General features: G+C 71.9%; 17 protein-coding genes. 6 read left to right on the top strand and 11 right to left on the bottom strand.

Going from position 1 to position 14,771, the window contains the following annotated elements; all coding sequences use genetic code 11:
• Positions 1 to 11: 11 nt before the first annotated feature.
• Genes O7621_RS15210 through O7621_RS15260 form a run of 11 tightly spaced genes read right to left on the bottom strand, consistent with a single transcriptional unit; the run spans position 12 to position 8,907 of the window.
• Positions 12 to 614, bottom strand: coding sequence for a GNAT family N-acetyltransferase (locus tag O7621_RS15210; RefSeq protein ID WP_282229882.1), 603 nt, complete (start codon positions 612 to 614; stop codon positions 12 to 14).
• Between the two features lie 7 nt (positions 615 to 621).
• Complete coding sequence (gene rnhA / locus O7621_RS15215) at positions 622 to 1,119, bottom strand: ribonuclease HI (protein ID WP_282229883.1); 498 nt, start codon at positions 1,117 to 1,119, stop codon at positions 622 to 624.
• Positions 1,120 to 1,173: 54 nt separating this feature from the next.
• Positions 1,174 to 1,980 carry an IclR family transcriptional regulator C-terminal domain-containing protein gene (locus tag O7621_RS15220; RefSeq protein ID WP_282229884.1) on the bottom strand — a complete coding sequence of 269 codons (807 nt, stop codon included), beginning with the start codon at positions 1,978 to 1,980 and terminating at the stop codon, positions 1,174 to 1,176.
• A 29-nt stretch (positions 1,981 to 2,009) separates the two neighbouring features.
• On the bottom strand, positions 2,010 to 2,516 hold the full coding sequence (gene pcaC / locus O7621_RS15225) for a 4-carboxymuconolactone decarboxylase (protein WP_282229885.1): 507 nt from the start codon (positions 2,514 to 2,516) through the stop codon (positions 2,010 to 2,012).
• The gene (gene pcaD, locus O7621_RS15230; RefSeq protein ID WP_282229886.1) at positions 2,494 to 3,312 is read right to left on the bottom strand and encodes a 3-oxoadipate enol-lactonase; all 819 of its coding nucleotides are present in this window, start codon (positions 3,310 to 3,312) and stop codon (positions 2,494 to 2,496) included. Before pcaD ends, pcaC begins: the two co-directional genes overlap by 23 nt.
• Positions 3,312 to 4,703, bottom strand: coding sequence for a 3-carboxy-cis,cis-muconate cycloisomerase (pcaB, locus tag O7621_RS15235; RefSeq protein WP_282229887.1), 1,392 nt, complete (start codon positions 4,701 to 4,703; stop codon positions 3,312 to 3,314). Before pcaB ends, pcaD begins: the two co-directional genes overlap by 1 nt.
• Positions 4,678 to 5,265, bottom strand: a complete 588-nt coding sequence (gene pcaG / locus O7621_RS15240) for a protocatechuate 3,4-dioxygenase subunit alpha (RefSeq protein WP_282229888.1) — start codon at positions 5,263 to 5,265, stop codon at positions 4,678 to 4,680. The genes pcaB and pcaG overlap by 26 nt, the downstream gene beginning before the upstream one ends.
• Positions 5,262 to 6,008: a protocatechuate 3,4-dioxygenase subunit beta gene (gene pcaH / locus O7621_RS15245; RefSeq protein ID WP_282229889.1), complete on the bottom strand. Its 747-nt coding sequence runs from the start codon at positions 6,006 to 6,008 to the stop codon at positions 5,262 to 5,264. Before pcaH ends, pcaG begins: the two co-directional genes overlap by 4 nt.
• Positions 6,009 to 6,043: 35 nt before the next feature.
• On the bottom strand, positions 6,044 to 6,811 hold the full coding sequence (locus tag O7621_RS15250) for a CoA-transferase (protein ID WP_282229890.1): 768 nt from the start codon (positions 6,809 to 6,811) through the stop codon (positions 6,044 to 6,046).
• Positions 6,808 to 7,647, bottom strand: coding sequence for a CoA transferase subunit A (locus tag O7621_RS15255; RefSeq protein ID WP_282229891.1), 840 nt, complete (start codon positions 7,645 to 7,647; stop codon positions 6,808 to 6,810). The genes O7621_RS15250 and O7621_RS15255 overlap by 4 nt, the downstream gene beginning before the upstream one ends.
• Positions 7,648 to 7,683: 36 nt before the next feature.
• Entirely contained in the window at positions 7,684 to 8,907 is a 1,224-nt protein-coding gene (locus tag O7621_RS15260; protein ID WP_282229892.1) for a 4-hydroxybenzoate 3-monooxygenase, read from the bottom strand.
• 154 nt (positions 8,908 to 9,061) lie between these two features.
• Here O7621_RS15260 and O7621_RS15265 point away from each other — a divergent pair, with 154 nt between their 5' ends.
• The 6 genes from O7621_RS15265 (at position 9,062) to O7621_RS15290 (ending at position 14,771) form a co-directional block, all read left to right on the top strand.
• Entirely contained in the window at positions 9,062 to 10,024 is a 963-nt protein-coding gene (locus O7621_RS15265) for an ABC transporter substrate-binding protein (protein ID WP_282229893.1), read from the top strand.
• Positions 10,021 to 10,890, top strand: a complete 870-nt coding sequence (locus O7621_RS15270; protein WP_282229894.1) for an ABC transporter permease — start codon at positions 10,021 to 10,023, stop codon at positions 10,888 to 10,890. The genes O7621_RS15265 and O7621_RS15270 overlap by 4 nt, the downstream gene beginning before the upstream one ends.
• The gene (locus tag O7621_RS15275; RefSeq protein WP_282229895.1) at positions 10,887 to 11,669 is read left to right on the top strand and encodes an ABC transporter permease; all 783 of its coding nucleotides are present in this window, start codon (positions 10,887 to 10,889) and stop codon (positions 11,667 to 11,669) included. Before O7621_RS15270 ends, O7621_RS15275 begins: the two co-directional genes overlap by 4 nt.
• A gap of 62 nt (positions 11,670 to 11,731) precedes the next feature.
• Positions 11,732 to 12,529, top strand: coding sequence for an ABC transporter ATP-binding protein (locus O7621_RS15280; protein WP_282229896.1), 798 nt, complete (start codon positions 11,732 to 11,734; stop codon positions 12,527 to 12,529).
• Positions 12,530 to 12,557: 28 nt separating this feature from the next.
• Positions 12,558 to 13,763: a 3-oxoadipyl-CoA thiolase gene (gene pcaF / locus O7621_RS15285; RefSeq protein WP_282229897.1), complete on the top strand. Its 1,206-nt coding sequence runs from the start codon at positions 12,558 to 12,560 to the stop codon at positions 13,761 to 13,763.
• 186 nt (positions 13,764 to 13,949) lie between these two features.
• Positions 13,950 to 14,771 (top strand): SAM-dependent methyltransferase, encoded by an 822-nt coding sequence (locus O7621_RS15290; RefSeq protein ID WP_282229898.1) that lies wholly within the window; start codon positions 13,950 to 13,952, stop codon positions 14,769 to 14,771.

Consider the following 14,771-nt stretch of genomic DNA (forward strand, 5'->3'; position numbering starts at 1 on the left):
GGTGGTCGACGTCACCGCAGATCGAGCCGCATGAGCACCCGAGGGAACCCGGCGAGTACCGAGGTGGTGTCGGCTGCCTTCACGAAGCCGGCGTGCTCGAAGACCGCGCGGGTACCGACATAGGCCATCGTGAGGTCCACCTTTTCGCCACTGTTGTCGACGGGGTAACCCTCGATCGCTGGCGCGCCGCGCTCGCGGGCGAAGGCGACGGCACCGGCGAGCAGGTGGTGCACGACACCCCGCCTGCGGTGGCCCGGTCGAACCCGGAAGCACCACACGCTCCACACACCGAGATCGTCGATGTGCGGGATCCGCCTGTTGCGCGCGAAGCTCGTTGCGGCTCGCGGGTGCACCGCCGCCCAGCCGACGACCTCGTCGCCGTCGTAGGCGAGTACTCCGGGAGGTGGATCGAGCCCGACGAGTTCGCGCACCCGCTCACCGCGCATCGGCCCGCGCAGCAGCAGGTTTTCCTTCGAGCCGATGCGGTAGCTCAGGCACCAGCACACGTTCGCATCCGGTCGCTTCGGGCCGACGGCAGTCGCGACGTCCTCGAACACCGTCGCAGGGCGGACTTCGATCGCCATGACGCCTACCCTGCCACCGTCCACCGACACTCGGCGGTCAGCTACGGCCCGTTGCGGCTCGGCGGCGTGGCTGCGGCACCGGCGGCACCGGGAGGCCGGCGGCCTCCAGCGCCTCCCGTTGACCGCGCGCGGCGAGCCGGTCGGCGCGTTCGTTCTCCACATGGCCGGCGTGGCCCTTCACCCAGTGCCAGACGACCTCGTGGTGGCGGGCGACGGCGGCGTCGAGTTCCCGCCACAGGTCCTCGTTCTTGACCGGCTCACCCGCCTTCGTCCGCCAGCCGTTGCGTTTCCAGTTCGCCATCCACGACATGACACCGTTGCGGACGTACGTGCTGTCGGTGTAAAGGTCGACGGTGGACGCCCGGGTCAGCGCGGCCAGCGCCCGGATCGGGGCGGTGAGCTCCATCCGGTTGTTCGTCGTCGCGCCGGCCTCACCGCCGCACAGCTCCTTCTCGGCCTCGCCGTAGCGCAGCAGGGCACCCCAACCGCCCGGCCCCGGGTTGCCGCTGCACGCGCCGTCGGTCCAGATCTGCACCCGTGTCGTCCTCAGTCCCGCCACCCGGACAACCTACTGGCGGGTGCGGCGCGGTCAGGCGCCGGGCAGCCGGGTGGCCCGACCCGGCGCGGCGATCCGCAGATCGGCCTCGATCTTGGCGGCGGTGGCCAGCAGGTGCGGCAGCAGTTCGCGGCGGATCGACTCGACGGTGTTGCGGCTGGCGTGCACCGAGATGTTCACCGCAGCGACCACTTTGCCGGCCCGGTCCCGGATCGGTGCCGCCACCGACCGCAGACCTTCCTCCAACTCCTGGTCGACGATGGCGTAGCCCTGGGCGCGGACCCGGTCCAGCTCCGCCCGCAATGCCGCCATTGTGTGGGCGGTACGGGAGGTGAGCCGGTCCAGCCGGCTGCGCTCCAGCCGGGCGACCGCCTCTCCCTCGGGCAGGTGCGCCAGCAGCACCCGGCCGACGGAGGTGGCGTACGCCGGGAACCTGGTCCCGACGTTGATCGACACTGTCATGATCCGCGAGGTCGGCACCCGGGACACGTAGACGATGGAGTCGCCGTCCAGCACGCACACCGACGACGACTCGTGCACCTGGGCGACCAGCCGTTCCAGGTGCGGCTCGGCGACCTCGGGCAGCGAGATGCTGGACAGGTAGGCGTAGCCCAGCTCCAGCACCCGGGGAGTGAGCGAGAACATCCGTCCGTCGGTGCGGACGTAGCCGAGGTCGACCAGGGTGAGCAGGAACCGGCGGGCGGCGGCGCGGGTCAGGTCGCAGATCCGGGCCACCTCGCTGAGTGTCAACTCAGGATGCTGGGCGTCGAATGCGCGGATCACGGCGAGGCCGCGCTCCAACGACTGCACGAAATGAGTTTCCCGCCCGTGCTCGCTCATAACTCTCCTGTGGTGATGGTCGCCGAACCCTAACCGGGTTCCACGGTGCCCGGATCCGCCGATGATCTTGCTTCGCTGTCGGAGATCCGACCATCCGGTCCCGGGCTCTCGGCCAGCACCCGCTGTGCCACCGCGTACGCGCTGTTCGCGGCCGGCACACCCGCGTAGACCGCCGTGTGCAGCAGCACCTCGTTGATCTCCTGCGCGGTCAACCCGTTGCGCAGCGCGGCCCGCACGTGCATCGCCAGCTCGTCGGTGCAGTGCAGGGCGGTCAGTACGGCGAGCGTGACGCAGCTGCGGGTCCGCCGGTCCAGCCCGTCGCGGGTCCAGACGCTGCCCCACGCGTACCGGGTGATGAAGTCCTGAAAGTCGGCGGTGAACTCGGTCGTGTTGGCCACCGCCCGGTCCACGTGCGCGTCGCCGAGGACCGCCCGGCGTACCGCCATCCCGGCGTCATACCTCGGATCCGACGACGACGGTACGGCCCGAGGGCCGGGCGACGGAGTCGTGGCGTCAACCGGCGGATCGGTCGGCATCGCCGGTCACCTCCTGTCCGGTGAGATGCGTCAGGATCAGCTCGGACACCTGATCGGCCTGCTCGACGCTGGCCAGGTGCGCGGCGTCGGCGACGATCCGCAAAGTGGCGTCGGGGATGCCGGCGACGATCGTCTCGCTGTGCGACGGCGGGGTGGCCGGGTCGTCGGCGCCGGCGATCACCAGGGTCGGCGCGGTGATCCTCGGCAGCAGCCCGGTCAGATCCATCTGCCCGATAGCGACACAGCAGCCGGCGTACCCCTCGGCCGGGGTGGCCGCGATCATCGCGCGGGCGGCGGCGAAGACGTCGGGTCGCCGGGCGGCGAAGCCGGGGGTGAACCAGCGGGCCGCGACCGTGTCGGCCACCACGCCGGTGCCCTCGGCCCGCACCGTGGCCGCCCGGTCGGCCCATGCCTGGGCCGGGCCGAGCAGCGCCGAGGTACAGCAGAGCACCAGCCGGTCGACCCGGGCGGCGGCGTGTCCGGCCAGCCACATCCCGGTCATCCCGCCGAGGGACACCCCGGCCACGTGGACCCGGTCCAGCTCCAGCCGGTCGAGCAGGGCGAGCACGTCGGCCCCGAGATCGTCCAGACTGTACGGACCGGGCGGTACGGGGGAGCGGCCGTGCCCCCGGGTGTCGTAGCGCAGCACCCGCAGCCCGGCACCGGTGAGTACCGGCACCTGCGGATCCCACATCGCCCGGGTGCTGCCCAGCGAGTTGGCCAGCAGCACCACCGGCGCGCCGTCGGGTCCGACGATCTCGTGGTCGACCTCCACCGGGTGGCGGTCGGTGGTCATCAGCGGTCCTCCTGAGTCAGTCGGCTGCGGTGGGCGCGCAGCGCCCGGTCGATCAGTTCGCGGTACGCACCGAGGTAGCCGGCCGGGTCGAGCAACTCGTCCAGCTGGGCCCGGGTGAGCACCGCGCTGACCTGTGAGTCGGCGGCCAGCCGTTCGGCCAGCCCGGCGGCGGGACCGCCGGTGACCGCTACCTTGACGATCTCGTTGGCCCGGTGCCGGCCGAGCTGCCCGGCGAGTGCGCCGCTGACCCGTTCGGCGAGCAGCCCACCGCCGGTCAGGTCGAGGTTGGCCCGCATCCGCACGGCATCGACCCGTAACCCTTCCAGGCAGGTACGTAGCCAGTAGGCGGCCGAGCCGACCGACTCCAGCAGGCTGCGCAGCGCCCGCCACTCGGCGTGCCAGCCGCCGGCCGCCCGTTGGTGCTCCTGGGCCATCGCGGCAAGCAGGGTGGCGACCAGGCCGGGCGCCTGGTCGGCGCAGGCGACGGCGGTGACGGCCGCGACCGGGTTGCGTTTGTGCGGCAGGGTCGACGATCCGCCGGGGCGTTCCTCGGCCAGCTCGGCGACCTCGGTCTGGGCGTGCAGCGTGACGTCGCGGGCGATCTTGCTGATGCTGCCGGCGGTGCCGCCGAGCACGCCAGCCAGCTCGGCCAGCCGGCTCCGGTCGGTGTGCCAGGGCAGCTGCGGGGCGGCCAGGTCGAGCTCGACGGCGAGCCGATCGACCAGAGCCGGGCCGTCGGTGCCGAACGCGGCGAGGGTGCCTGCGGCGCCGCCGAGCTGAACGGCGGGGACCTCGTCCCGGACGGTGCCCAGCCGGCGGGCGGCGGTGTCCAACGCGGTCAGCCAGCCGGCGGCGACCAGTCCGAAGGTGGTCGGCAGTGCCTGCTGCAGCAGGGTCCGGGCGGGCAGCAGGGTGTCCCGGTGTGTGGCGGCCAGCCGGGCGGCGGCCGAGGCGGTCCGCCGTACGTCGTCCAGCATCGGCCCCAGCGCCCGGCGGACCACCAGCATGGCGGCGGTGTCCAGGATGTCCTGGCTGGTGGCCCCGGCGTGGACGTACCGGGCGATGTCCGGTCCGACGGCGGCGCGCAACGCGGCGACCAGCGGTACCACCGGGTTACCGGCGCTGGTCGCACCCGCGCCGATCGCCGCCGGGTCGAACCGGTGGTCGCGGGCGGTGGCGGTGATTGTCGCGGCGGCGGCCGGCGGCACCGTTCCGCAGGCCGCCTGGGCGCGGGCCAGCGCCGCCTCGGCGTCGAGCATGGCTCGCAGCCAGGCCCGGTCGTCGACGGCGGCCCGGACCGCGCCGGCGGCCAGCAGCGGGTCGAACAGACCGACCGGCTCGGGATCGTCGATGGTGGACTCCGGTTCAGACGGCGAAGAAAATGGTTTCATGCTCGCCCTGTAGCCGGATGTCGAACCGGTAGCCGTCCGGCTCGGCGGTCGCGATCAACGTGCCGCGTCGGGCCTGCGGCAGCCCGGCCAGCACCGGGTCGGCGGCGTTCGCGTCGACTTCGTCCGGAAAGTAGATCCGGGTGACGACGCGGTGCAGCAGCCCTCGGGCGAACACCGACACGGCGACGTGTGGGGCCTGCGGCCGCCCGTCCGGGCCGGGCACCGGGCCCGGCTTGCGGGTGCGTACCGCCCACCCGCCTGTCTCGTCGGTGGGGCAGCGGCCGAAGCCGCGGAACCCGGCCACCGCGCCGCGCGGATCGTCCGGGTGGTCGAACCGGCCCTGCGGGTCGGCCTGCCAGGTCTCGATCAGACCGTCCGGCACCGGGTCGCCGGCGCCGTCGAGGAGCCGACCACGCAGCCAGATCGCCGCCGGGTCGGTCTCGTCGACCACGAACGGCCCGTCCGGCCAGGGCAGGCCGATCCCCAGGTACGGTCCGACGGTCTGCGCCGGGGTCGGCCCGGTCTGCTGGTCCCAGTCCGACGCGGTCACGCTGATGGTCACGATTCCTCCATCGGGGTCGCCTCGGTGCCGCGCAGCACGATGTCGAACCGGAAGCCGAGCGCCCATTCCTCGACCGTGTTGGCCAGGTCGAAGCTGGCGATCAGCCGTTGCCGGGCGGCCGGGTCGGGGATCGAGTTGAAGACCGGGTCGTAGGCGAACAGCGGGTCGTCGGGGAAGTACATCTGGGTCACCAGCCGCTGGGTGAAGGCCCGGCCGAACAACGAGAAGTGGATGTGCGCCGGCCGCCACGCGTTGAAGTGGTTGCGCCACGGGTAGGCGCCGGGCTTGATGGTGACGAACCGGTAGCGGCCCATCGAGTCGGTCATCGCCCGGCCGACGCCGGTGAAGTGCGGATCGAGCGGTACGTCGTGCTGATCGAGCTTGTGCAGGTAGCGCCCGCCGGCATTGGCCTGCCAGACCTCCACCAGGGTGTCCGGCACCGGCCGGCCGTCGCTGTCGCGGACCTGGCCGTGCACGACGATCCGCTGCCCCTGGGCTTCGCCGTCGCCGCTGCGGCTCAGGTCCGCGTCGGCTGCGGTGACCCGGCCCTCGCCGAGCAGCGGGCCGGTGATCTCGGTGAGCGTCTGCGGGAGCAGCACCGGCGACTCGGCCGGGGCGCGCAGCACCGTGGACTTGTAGTCGGGGGAGAGCAGCGGCGGGTGTACGGCGGTGTCGTCGCGCCGGTAGCGCGGCAGGAGCAGCCCGCCGGGGCGGTCGGCCCGTACGGGCGTGGTGTCGGGCATGGCGGTGCCTCCTTGGTCAGCTGTCCCCGCCGGGGTCAGGGGTTCAGCAGCTGGCGCAGGGCGGCCAGCTCCTGCGGGGTGGGTTCGTCGGTGGTCGTCAGGTCGGCGGCGACCTTCAGCGGCCAGCCGGTGGCCGCCACGGCCTGCTCGACACCCACTCCGGGGTGCAGCTGGGTGAGGGTCAGCTCGCAGGTGTCCGGGTCCGGGCGCAGCATGCCGAGGTCGGTGATGACCAGGGTGGGACCCCGGCCGCGCAGGCCGAGGCGTTGCCGGTCGCCAGGGCCCGCGCCGAAGCCGACCGAGGTGACGAAGTCGACCCGGTCGACGAACGTACGCCGACTCTGCGGCACGATGACGATCACCTCGCCGCACGAGGCGGCGATTTCCGGTGCTCCGCCCGCGCCGGGCAGCCGTACCTTCGGGTCGGTGTAGTCGTCGCCGATCACCGTGGTGTTGATGTTGGCGTACCGGTCTATCTGCGCGGCACCGAGGAAGCCGACGTCGATCCGGCCGGGCTGCAGCCAGTAGTTGAAGATCTCCGGCACCGACACGACCGTGTCGGCGGTCTCGGCGAGCACCCCGTCGCCGATGGACAGCGGCAGCCGGCCGGGCTTGGCGCCGATGGTGCCGGACTCGTAGACCAGCACCAGGTCGGGGGAGTGGGTCCGCCGGGCCAAGTTGGCTGCGGTGCTGGGCCGGCCGATGCCGACGAAGCAGCGGGCGTCGTCGCGCAGCGCCCGGGCGGCGGCGACGGTCATCATCTCGTCGCGGGTGAACCCCTCGACGGCTTGCGGCTCGTTCATTCCGCACCACCGTACGTCGCGTCGGTCCCCGCTGCGGCCAGGACGTGTTCGTCGAGCCAGCGGGTGAAGGTGTCCCGGTCCCGGCTGATCTCGTCCCACTGCTGGTAGTAGTCGTTGGCCCGGTCGCTGTAGTCCATCGCGTACGACGGGTGCGCCCCGCCGGGCACCTCGGCGACCCGGGTGACCGCCCAGCCGGGCAGCACCACGGCGCCGGGTCGGGGGGTCAGCTCGTCGACGATCTCCTCGACGGTGACCAGGGACCGTGCGGACGCCAGTACGACCTCCTTGTGGACCCCGGTGATGCCCCAGATCTGCACGTTGCCGTGCCGGTCGGCGCGTTGGGCGTGCACGATGCCGACGTCGGGGTTGAGCGCCGGTACGGCGGTGAGCACTTCGCCGGTGAACGGACAGGTGATGGGCGCGATGGTCGGGGTGCGGTCGGCGAGGTCGGTGCCGACGTAGCCGCGGAGTACGGCGAACGGCAGGCCGGCGGCGCCGGCGACGTACCGGTTGGCCATCCCGGCGTGGCTGTGCTCCTCGATCTCCAGCGGACGGGGCCAGCCGCGCTGTACCGCGTCGCGGAACCGGTGCAGCGAACCGACCCCGGGGTTGCCGGCCCAGCTGAAGATCAGCTTTTTGGCGCAGCCGGCGCCGATCAGCTGGTCGTATACGACGTCCGGGGTCATCCGGATCAGCGTGAGGTCGCGTCGGCCCTGCCGGATGATCTCCTGCCCGGCCGCGGTCGGGATCAGGTGGGTGAATCCCTCCAGGGCGACGCTGTCGCCGTCGTGGACCAGGTCGGCGACACCGTCCGCCAGCGAGGAAATTTCAGCCATGCATCATCCCCGGTGCGTGTGATGAACAAAAGTTCGCTAGGCGAACGGTACGGTCGGGGTTACCGGCGTGTCAACGCGGCTGCTCCAGTCCAGCGGCAGCCCCACGTAGTTCTCCGCCAGGGTGGTCGCCGCCGCGGTGGAGGTCGTCACGTACTCCAACTGGGCCACCTGGAGCCGGTGACTGAACTCGTCGGCGTCGGCGGGCCGGTGCAGCAGCCCGGTCATCCAGGAGGAGAAGTGCTGGACCCGCCAGATCCGGCGTAGGCACCGGGCCGAGTACTCGTCCAGCCCGGTCCCGCGTCCCTGACGGAACCAGGTGGTCAGCGCCTCGGCCAGGAAGCGGACGTCGGCGATCGCCAGGTTCAGCCCTTTCGCGCCGGTCGGCGGCACGATGTGCGCCGCGTCGCCGGCCAGGAACAGCTGGCCGTAGCGCATCGGTTCGGTAACGAAGCTTCGCATCGGGGTCACCCCCTGCTCCAGGATCGGGCCCTCCTTCAGGGTGAAGCCGTCGTTGGTCGCCAGCCGGGTGTGCAGCTCGTCCCAGATTCGCGCGGTCGGCCAGTCGCTCGATTCGGTCCCGTTGGGCACCTGGAGGTAGAGCCGGGTCACCTCGGGACTGCGCATGCTGTGCAGGGCGAACCCGCGTTCGTGCTGGGCGTAGATCAGCTCGTGCGCCGAGGGGGCGGCCTGGGCCAGCACCCCGAGCCAGCTGAACGGGTAGGTGTGCTCGACGGTGCGTCGGGCCGAGGCGGGGATGCTGCCCCGGGAGACCCCGTGGAAACCGTCACATCCGGCAACCACCAGGCAGTTCAGTTCGCGTATCGTGCCCTCGTGCGCGAACCGGATGACCGGGGCATCGCTGTCGATCCCGGCCAGCTCGACGTCGGTGACATCGAACAGGATCTCGCCGCCGGCTGCCAGCCGGGCGGCGATCAGGTCCTTCACCACCTCCTGCTGACCGTAGACGGTGATCCCTCGACCGCTGGTCAGCGCGGCCAGGTCGATCCGCCGGCTGACGCCTTCGAAGCGCAGCTCAAGGCCGGTGTGCACGAGTCCTTCGCGGCGCATCCGGGCGCCGACGCCGGTGTCGGCGAGCAGTTGCGCCGTGTCGTGTTCGAGCACCCCGGCCCGGACCCGGCTCTCCACGTACGCCCGCCCGCGGGTCTCCAGCACGACCGAGTCGATACCCTCGAGATGCAGCAGGTGGGCGAGCATCAAACCCGCTGGTCCCGCTCCGATGATGCCAACCTGGGTTCGCACGACGCTCCCTCCACCTGCCGGGTTGGCAGGGACTTTTCCGATATGTGACATTGACGCGGGCCCTCGTTGGGCCGTACGTTCATCATAAGAACCACCGTTCGGTCAGCGAACACCCCTGACCGACTCAACCTCGAACCCATCCCCTGGAGGTCCCATGCGACGGCCCCTCGTCGCCCTCACCCTGGCTGCCGCGCTGCTGGTCACCGCCGCCTGTGGTTCCGACTCGTCCACCGACGAGGCCGGCGGCACCGACGACGTCACCGACGTCACTGTCGGCATCATCCCGATCGTCGACGTCGCACCGATCTACCTCGGTGAGGAGAAAGGCTTCTTCGCCAAGCGCGGCATCAACCTGACCATGGAGAGCGGTCAAGGTGGTGCCGCGATCGTCCCCGGCGTGGTCAGCGAGCAGTTCCAGTTCGGCTTCAGCAACGTGACCTCCCTGCTCACCGCGCAGACCGCCGACGTGCCGGTGCAGATCGTCGCCAACGGCGTGGCCTCCACCGGCAACCCCGAGGCCGACTTCGGTGGCGTGGTGGTCCGCGAGGACAGCCCGATCCAGACCGCCGCCGACCTGGCCGGCAAGAAGGTCGCGGTGAACACGTTGAAGAACATCGGCGACACCAGCGTCCGCGAGTCGGTGCGCAAGGCCGGCGGCAACCCGGACGACATCGAGTTCGTCGAGATGGCGTTCCCGCAGATGCCGGCCGCCGTCGAGGGCGGCCAGGTCGACGCCGCCTGGATGGTCGAGCCGTCGCTCGCCATCGCCAAGGACGCCGGTGGCCGGGTCGTCGCCTGGAACTTCGTCGACACCGCCCCGAACCTGACCGTCGCGGTCTACTTCACCAGCACCAAGCTCGCCCAGGAAAACCCCGAACTGGTCGAGAACTTCCAGGAGGCGATGGCCGAGTCGCTGTCCTACGCCAACGCGCACCCCGACGAGGTGCGCACCGTGCTGCGCAGCTACACCGACATCGACCAGGCGATCCTGGACGCGATGACGCTGCCGATGTGGCCGGCCGAAATCAACCGGGCGTCGATCGAGCGGGTCGCCGAGCTCGGCCTCGCCGACGGTGTCTTCGAGTCCGAGCCCGATCTGGACGCGCTGCTGCCGTGACAGCGGTCGACAACACCCCGGTCGGGGCCGGCTCCGCCGGCCCCGACCGGGGCACGTCAGCAGCAGCCCGCCGGGCCGCACCCAGCTGGCGACGCCGACCACCGACAGCGCTGCTCGGCGTCGCCGGCCTGGCCGGCCTGCTGGTCCTGGTGCAGGTCCTCCCGTCGACCCCGCTCGTCTCGGCGCGCTACCTGCCGCCGGCCACCGAGATCCTCGCCGCCCTGGTCGAGCTGCTCGGCGAGGGTGCCTTCTGGTCGGCGCTCCGTGACACGCTGACCGGCTGGGCGATCGGCCTGGCCATCGCGGTCAGCGCCGGCATCGTCCTCGGCGTGCTGATCGGTTCGGTGCCGGCGCTGCGCGCGGTCACCGCCTCGACGATCGAGTTCCTGCGGCCGATCCCGTCGGTCGCGCTGATCCCGCTGGCCGTGCTGCTCTACGGCACCGGCCTCGAATCGACCCTGCTCCTGGTCGTCTACGCGGCGTTCTGGCAGGTGCTGGTCCAGGTCCTGTACGGCGTACAGGACGTCGACCCGGTCGCTGACGAGACCGCCCGCAGCTACGGCCTCGGCCGCTGGGCCCGGATTCGCCACGTCATCTGGCCGACCTCGTTGCCGTATGTGATGACCGGCGTGCGGCTCGCCGCCGCCGTCGCCCTGGTGCTGGCGATCACCGCGGAGCTGGTTATCGGCGCACCTGGGCTGGGCAACCGGATCGCCGTCGCGCAGACCTCCGGCGCCGTCGACCTGATGTACGCCCTGGTGGTGGTCACCGGACTGCTCGGCGTCGGGATCAACCTGATCGCCCGGGCCGTCGAGCGGCGGGCACTGTCCTGGCACCAGTCGATGCGCGGCGAGGTGATCGTGTGAGGGCGGCCGGGGTGCTGAAGCGGGCCGGGCTGGTCGTCGCGCTGCCGGCCGTACTGCTCGCCGTCTGGTGGTTCAGCAGCGCCGGTAGCACCAGCTTCTACGCGCCGCCGCTGAGCAGGATCCTCGGCTCCTTCGCCGAGACCTGGACCGTCGAGCGCCTGCGGGCCGACGTGCTGCCCAGCCTGCTGCGGCTGGCCGCCGGTTACGCGGTGGCGGTGTTCGTCGGCGTCGCGCTCGGCGTACTGATCGGCAGCAGCCGCACCGTGCGGGCCACGCTGGAACCGGTGCTGGAGTTCTTCCGGGCCATCCCGCCGCCGGTGCTGGTGCCGATCATCATGCTCTTCGCCGGCATCGAGAACACCATGAAGATCGTGGTGATCGCGGCCGGCTGCGTCTGGCCGATCCTGCTCAACACCGTCGAGGGCGTGCGCGCCACCGACGAGGTGCTCTCCGACACGGCCCGCTCCTACGGCCTTACCGGCCCGGCCCGGCTGCGGCACCTGGTGCTGCCGGCGGCCAGCCCGCAGATCGCCGCCGGCATGCGCCAGGCACTGTCGATCGGCATCATCCTGATGGTGATCAGCGAGATGTTCGCGGCCAGCAACGGTCTCGGATTCACCATCGTGCAGTTCCAGCGCACCTTCGCGATCCCGCAGATGTGGACCGGCATCCTGCTGCTCGGCCTGCTCGGCTTCGCCCTGTCGGTGCTCTTTCGCTTCGTCGAGATGCGGGTGTTGGCCTGGTACCACGGCCTGCGCCAGGCACAGCGCAGCTCCTGATCCGCTGCCCGGCGCGGTCGCACCGGCGGCCGCGCCGGAAACGATAGAGAGGTAACGAGCCCATGCTCGATGTCCAGGGCCTGCGCAAGGTCTACGACGGGCGGCAGCGCCAGGTCGAGGCGGTGCGCGACCTCACCTTCACCATCGACGACGGCGACCTGGTCTGCCTGGTCGGCCCCTCCGGCTGCGGCAAGACCACCCTGCTCAAGTGCATGGCCGGGCTGCTGCCGCCGAGCTCCGGCGAGGTCCGGCTGCACGGCAGGCCGATCACCGGGCCGCCGCCCGGCATGGCGGTCGTCTTCCAGGAGTACGGGCGCAGCCTGTTCCCGTGGATGAGCGTGCGGGACAACGTCGAGCTGCCGCTGCGGCAGAAGCGCATCGCCCGGAGCAAGCGCCGGGAACTGGTCGCCGAGGCGCTGGCCGCCGTCGGTCTGGCCGACACCCACAACGCCTATCCGTGGCAGCTGTCCGGCGGCATGCAGCAGCGGGTGGCGATCGCCCGCGCGGTCGCGTACCAGCCGGACGTGCTGTTGATGGACGAGCCGTTCGCGGCGGTCGACGCCCAGACCCGCGCGGACCTGGAGGACCTGATCCGCCAGCTGTGGCAGCGGCTCGGGGTGACCATCCTGTTCGTCACCCACGACATCGACGAGGCGGTGTATCTGGGGCAGCGGGTGCTGATCCTGTCCTCGTCGCCGACCGTGGTGCAGGAGAGCCTGCGGATCGACCTGCCGGACGGCCGAGACCAGCTGCACACCCGCGCCGAGCCGCGCTTCACCCAACTGCGCGGGCACGTCTACGAGCAGATCCAGGCGGCCAAGCGGGGGCAGCGACCGCCCGCCCAGGCCGGCCGGCCCTGACCCTTCCGCCCTTCCGAGGAGGACCGAGATGCCCGTCGCCTATCTCGTCGCCGGGGTGCGTACTCCGTTCGGCCGCTACGCCGGGGCGCTCGCCCCGGTGCGTCCGGACGACCTGGCCGCCCACGTGATCCGCGAACTCGTCGCCCGGCACCCCTCGGTCGACTGGGACGCCGTCGACGACGTGGTGCTCGGCTGCGCCAACCAGGCCGGCGAGGACAACCGCAACGTGGCCCGGATGGCGGCGCTGCTGGCCGGCCTGCCGACCCGGACCAGCGGCACCACGGTGAACCGGCTCTGCGGTTCCGGGCTGGACGCGGTGGCGATCGCCGCCCGCTCGGTGGTCGCCGGCGAGGCGGACCTGGTCGTCGCCGGCGGGGTGGAGAGCATGAGCCGGGCGCCGTTCGTGCTGCCGAAGGCAGCCACGCCGTACGCGCGCACCGCGGAGATCCACGACACCACCATCGGCTGGCGGCTGGTCAACCCGCTGATGCAGGCCGGCTGGGGCACCGACTCGATGCCGGAGACGGCGGAGAACGTGGCCGCCGAGTACGGCGTGGACCGGGCCGCGCAGGACGCCTTCGCGCTGCGGTCCCAGCAGCGGGCCGCCCAGGCCCAGGCGAGCGGCCGGTTGGCCACCGAGATCGTGCCGATCGAGGTGCCGCAGGGCCGTAAGGGCACGCTGACCGTTTCGGTCGACGAACACCCCCGCCAGACGTCGCTGGAGAAGCTGGCCGCCCTGCCGACGCCGTTCCGCTCCGGCGGCACGGTGACCGCCGGCAACTCCTCCGGGGTCAACGACGGCGCGGTCGCGCTGCTGGTGGCCAGTGACGCGGCCGTCCGGCGGTACGGTCTCACCCCGCTGGCCCGGGTGGCCGGCGCCGCCACCGCCGGCGTCGAGCCCCGGGTGATGGGCATCGGGCCGGTACCGGCCACCCGTCGGTTGCTCGGTCGACAGGGTGTCAAAATGTCCGAAGTGGATGTCGTGGAGCTCAACGAGGCGTTCGCCGCGCAAGCGGTGGCGGTACTGCGGGAGCTCGGTTTGCCGGCCGACGCGGAGCATGTCAACCCGAACGGTGGGGCGATCGCCCTCGGGCACCCGCTCGGGGCCAGCGGGGCGCGGCTGGCCCTGACCGCAGCGCTGGAGCTGGGGGCCCGCGACGCAGACCGGGCGCTCTGCACGATGTGCATCGGGGTCGGGCAGGGTATCTCGCTGCTGCTCGAGTCGGCCAGCTGAGACGGTGTCGATTCGGTGGGCGGATCTCGGGCCGGATGAGGGCAATGTCGTGAACCTGCCAACGGTGCACATTCCACCGTCGCGGCGTTAGCATTGGCCGGCGCCCGGTGCGGACGGCTGGTGCCCGTGCCGACCCGCCCGTCACGCCTGGGCCGACGTGGACGTCGCGAACGAGCTGGAGGCAGGATGGCGGAGCAGGCCAGTGGAGTCCCGGCCGGAGTCGACCTGAGTCGTCCCAGCGCCGCCCGGGTCTACGACTTCTTCCTCGGCGGGGCCCACAACTTCGAGGTCGACCGTCAACTCGCCGAGCAGATCGCCGCGATGACGCCGCACCTGGCGGAGACCATGCGGGCCGGTCGGGCGTTCCTACGCCGCGCCGTGCGGACGCTGCTCGCCGACGGCGTCGACCAGTTCCTGGACATCGGCTCCGGAATCCCGACGGTGGGCAACGTCCACGAGGTGGCCCACGCGGTCAACCCGGCGGCCACCGTGGTCTACGTGGACATCGACCCGGTGGCCGTGGCGCACAGTCGGAGCATCCTGGCTGAAGTGGGCCGGGCCGCCGTCCTGCAGGCCGATCTGCGCGAACCGGAGGCGATCTGCGCCCAGGCCGCCGCGACCGGCCTGATCGACTTCGCCCGGCCGGTCGGCATCCTGCTCGCCGGGGTGGCGCACTTCGTGCCCGACGCCGACGATCCGCAGGGCATCCTGCGGCGGCTGCGGTCGGCGGCTGCGGTCGGCAGCTACCTGGTGATCTCCCACGCCACCTACGAGGACCAGCCGCCGGAAGTGCTGGCCGCGCAGCGGTTGTCGGCCCGGACCGATACCGAGATCACGCTGCGCTCGCGAGCCGAGGTGACCGCGATGTTCGGTGACTTCACCATCGTCGACCCGGGAGTGGTCCATCTGCCACTGTGGCGGCCGGACCCGGACGCCGAACTGGACGCACACCCGGAGCGGTTCGGCGCCTTCGGCGGCGTCGCCCGCCTGGACGCCGCCGCGGTCTGA

This window comes from Solwaraspora sp. WMMD937, from assembly GCF_029581175.1.
Taxonomy (GTDB): domain Bacteria; phylum Actinomycetota; class Actinomycetes; order Mycobacteriales; family Micromonosporaceae; genus Micromonospora_E.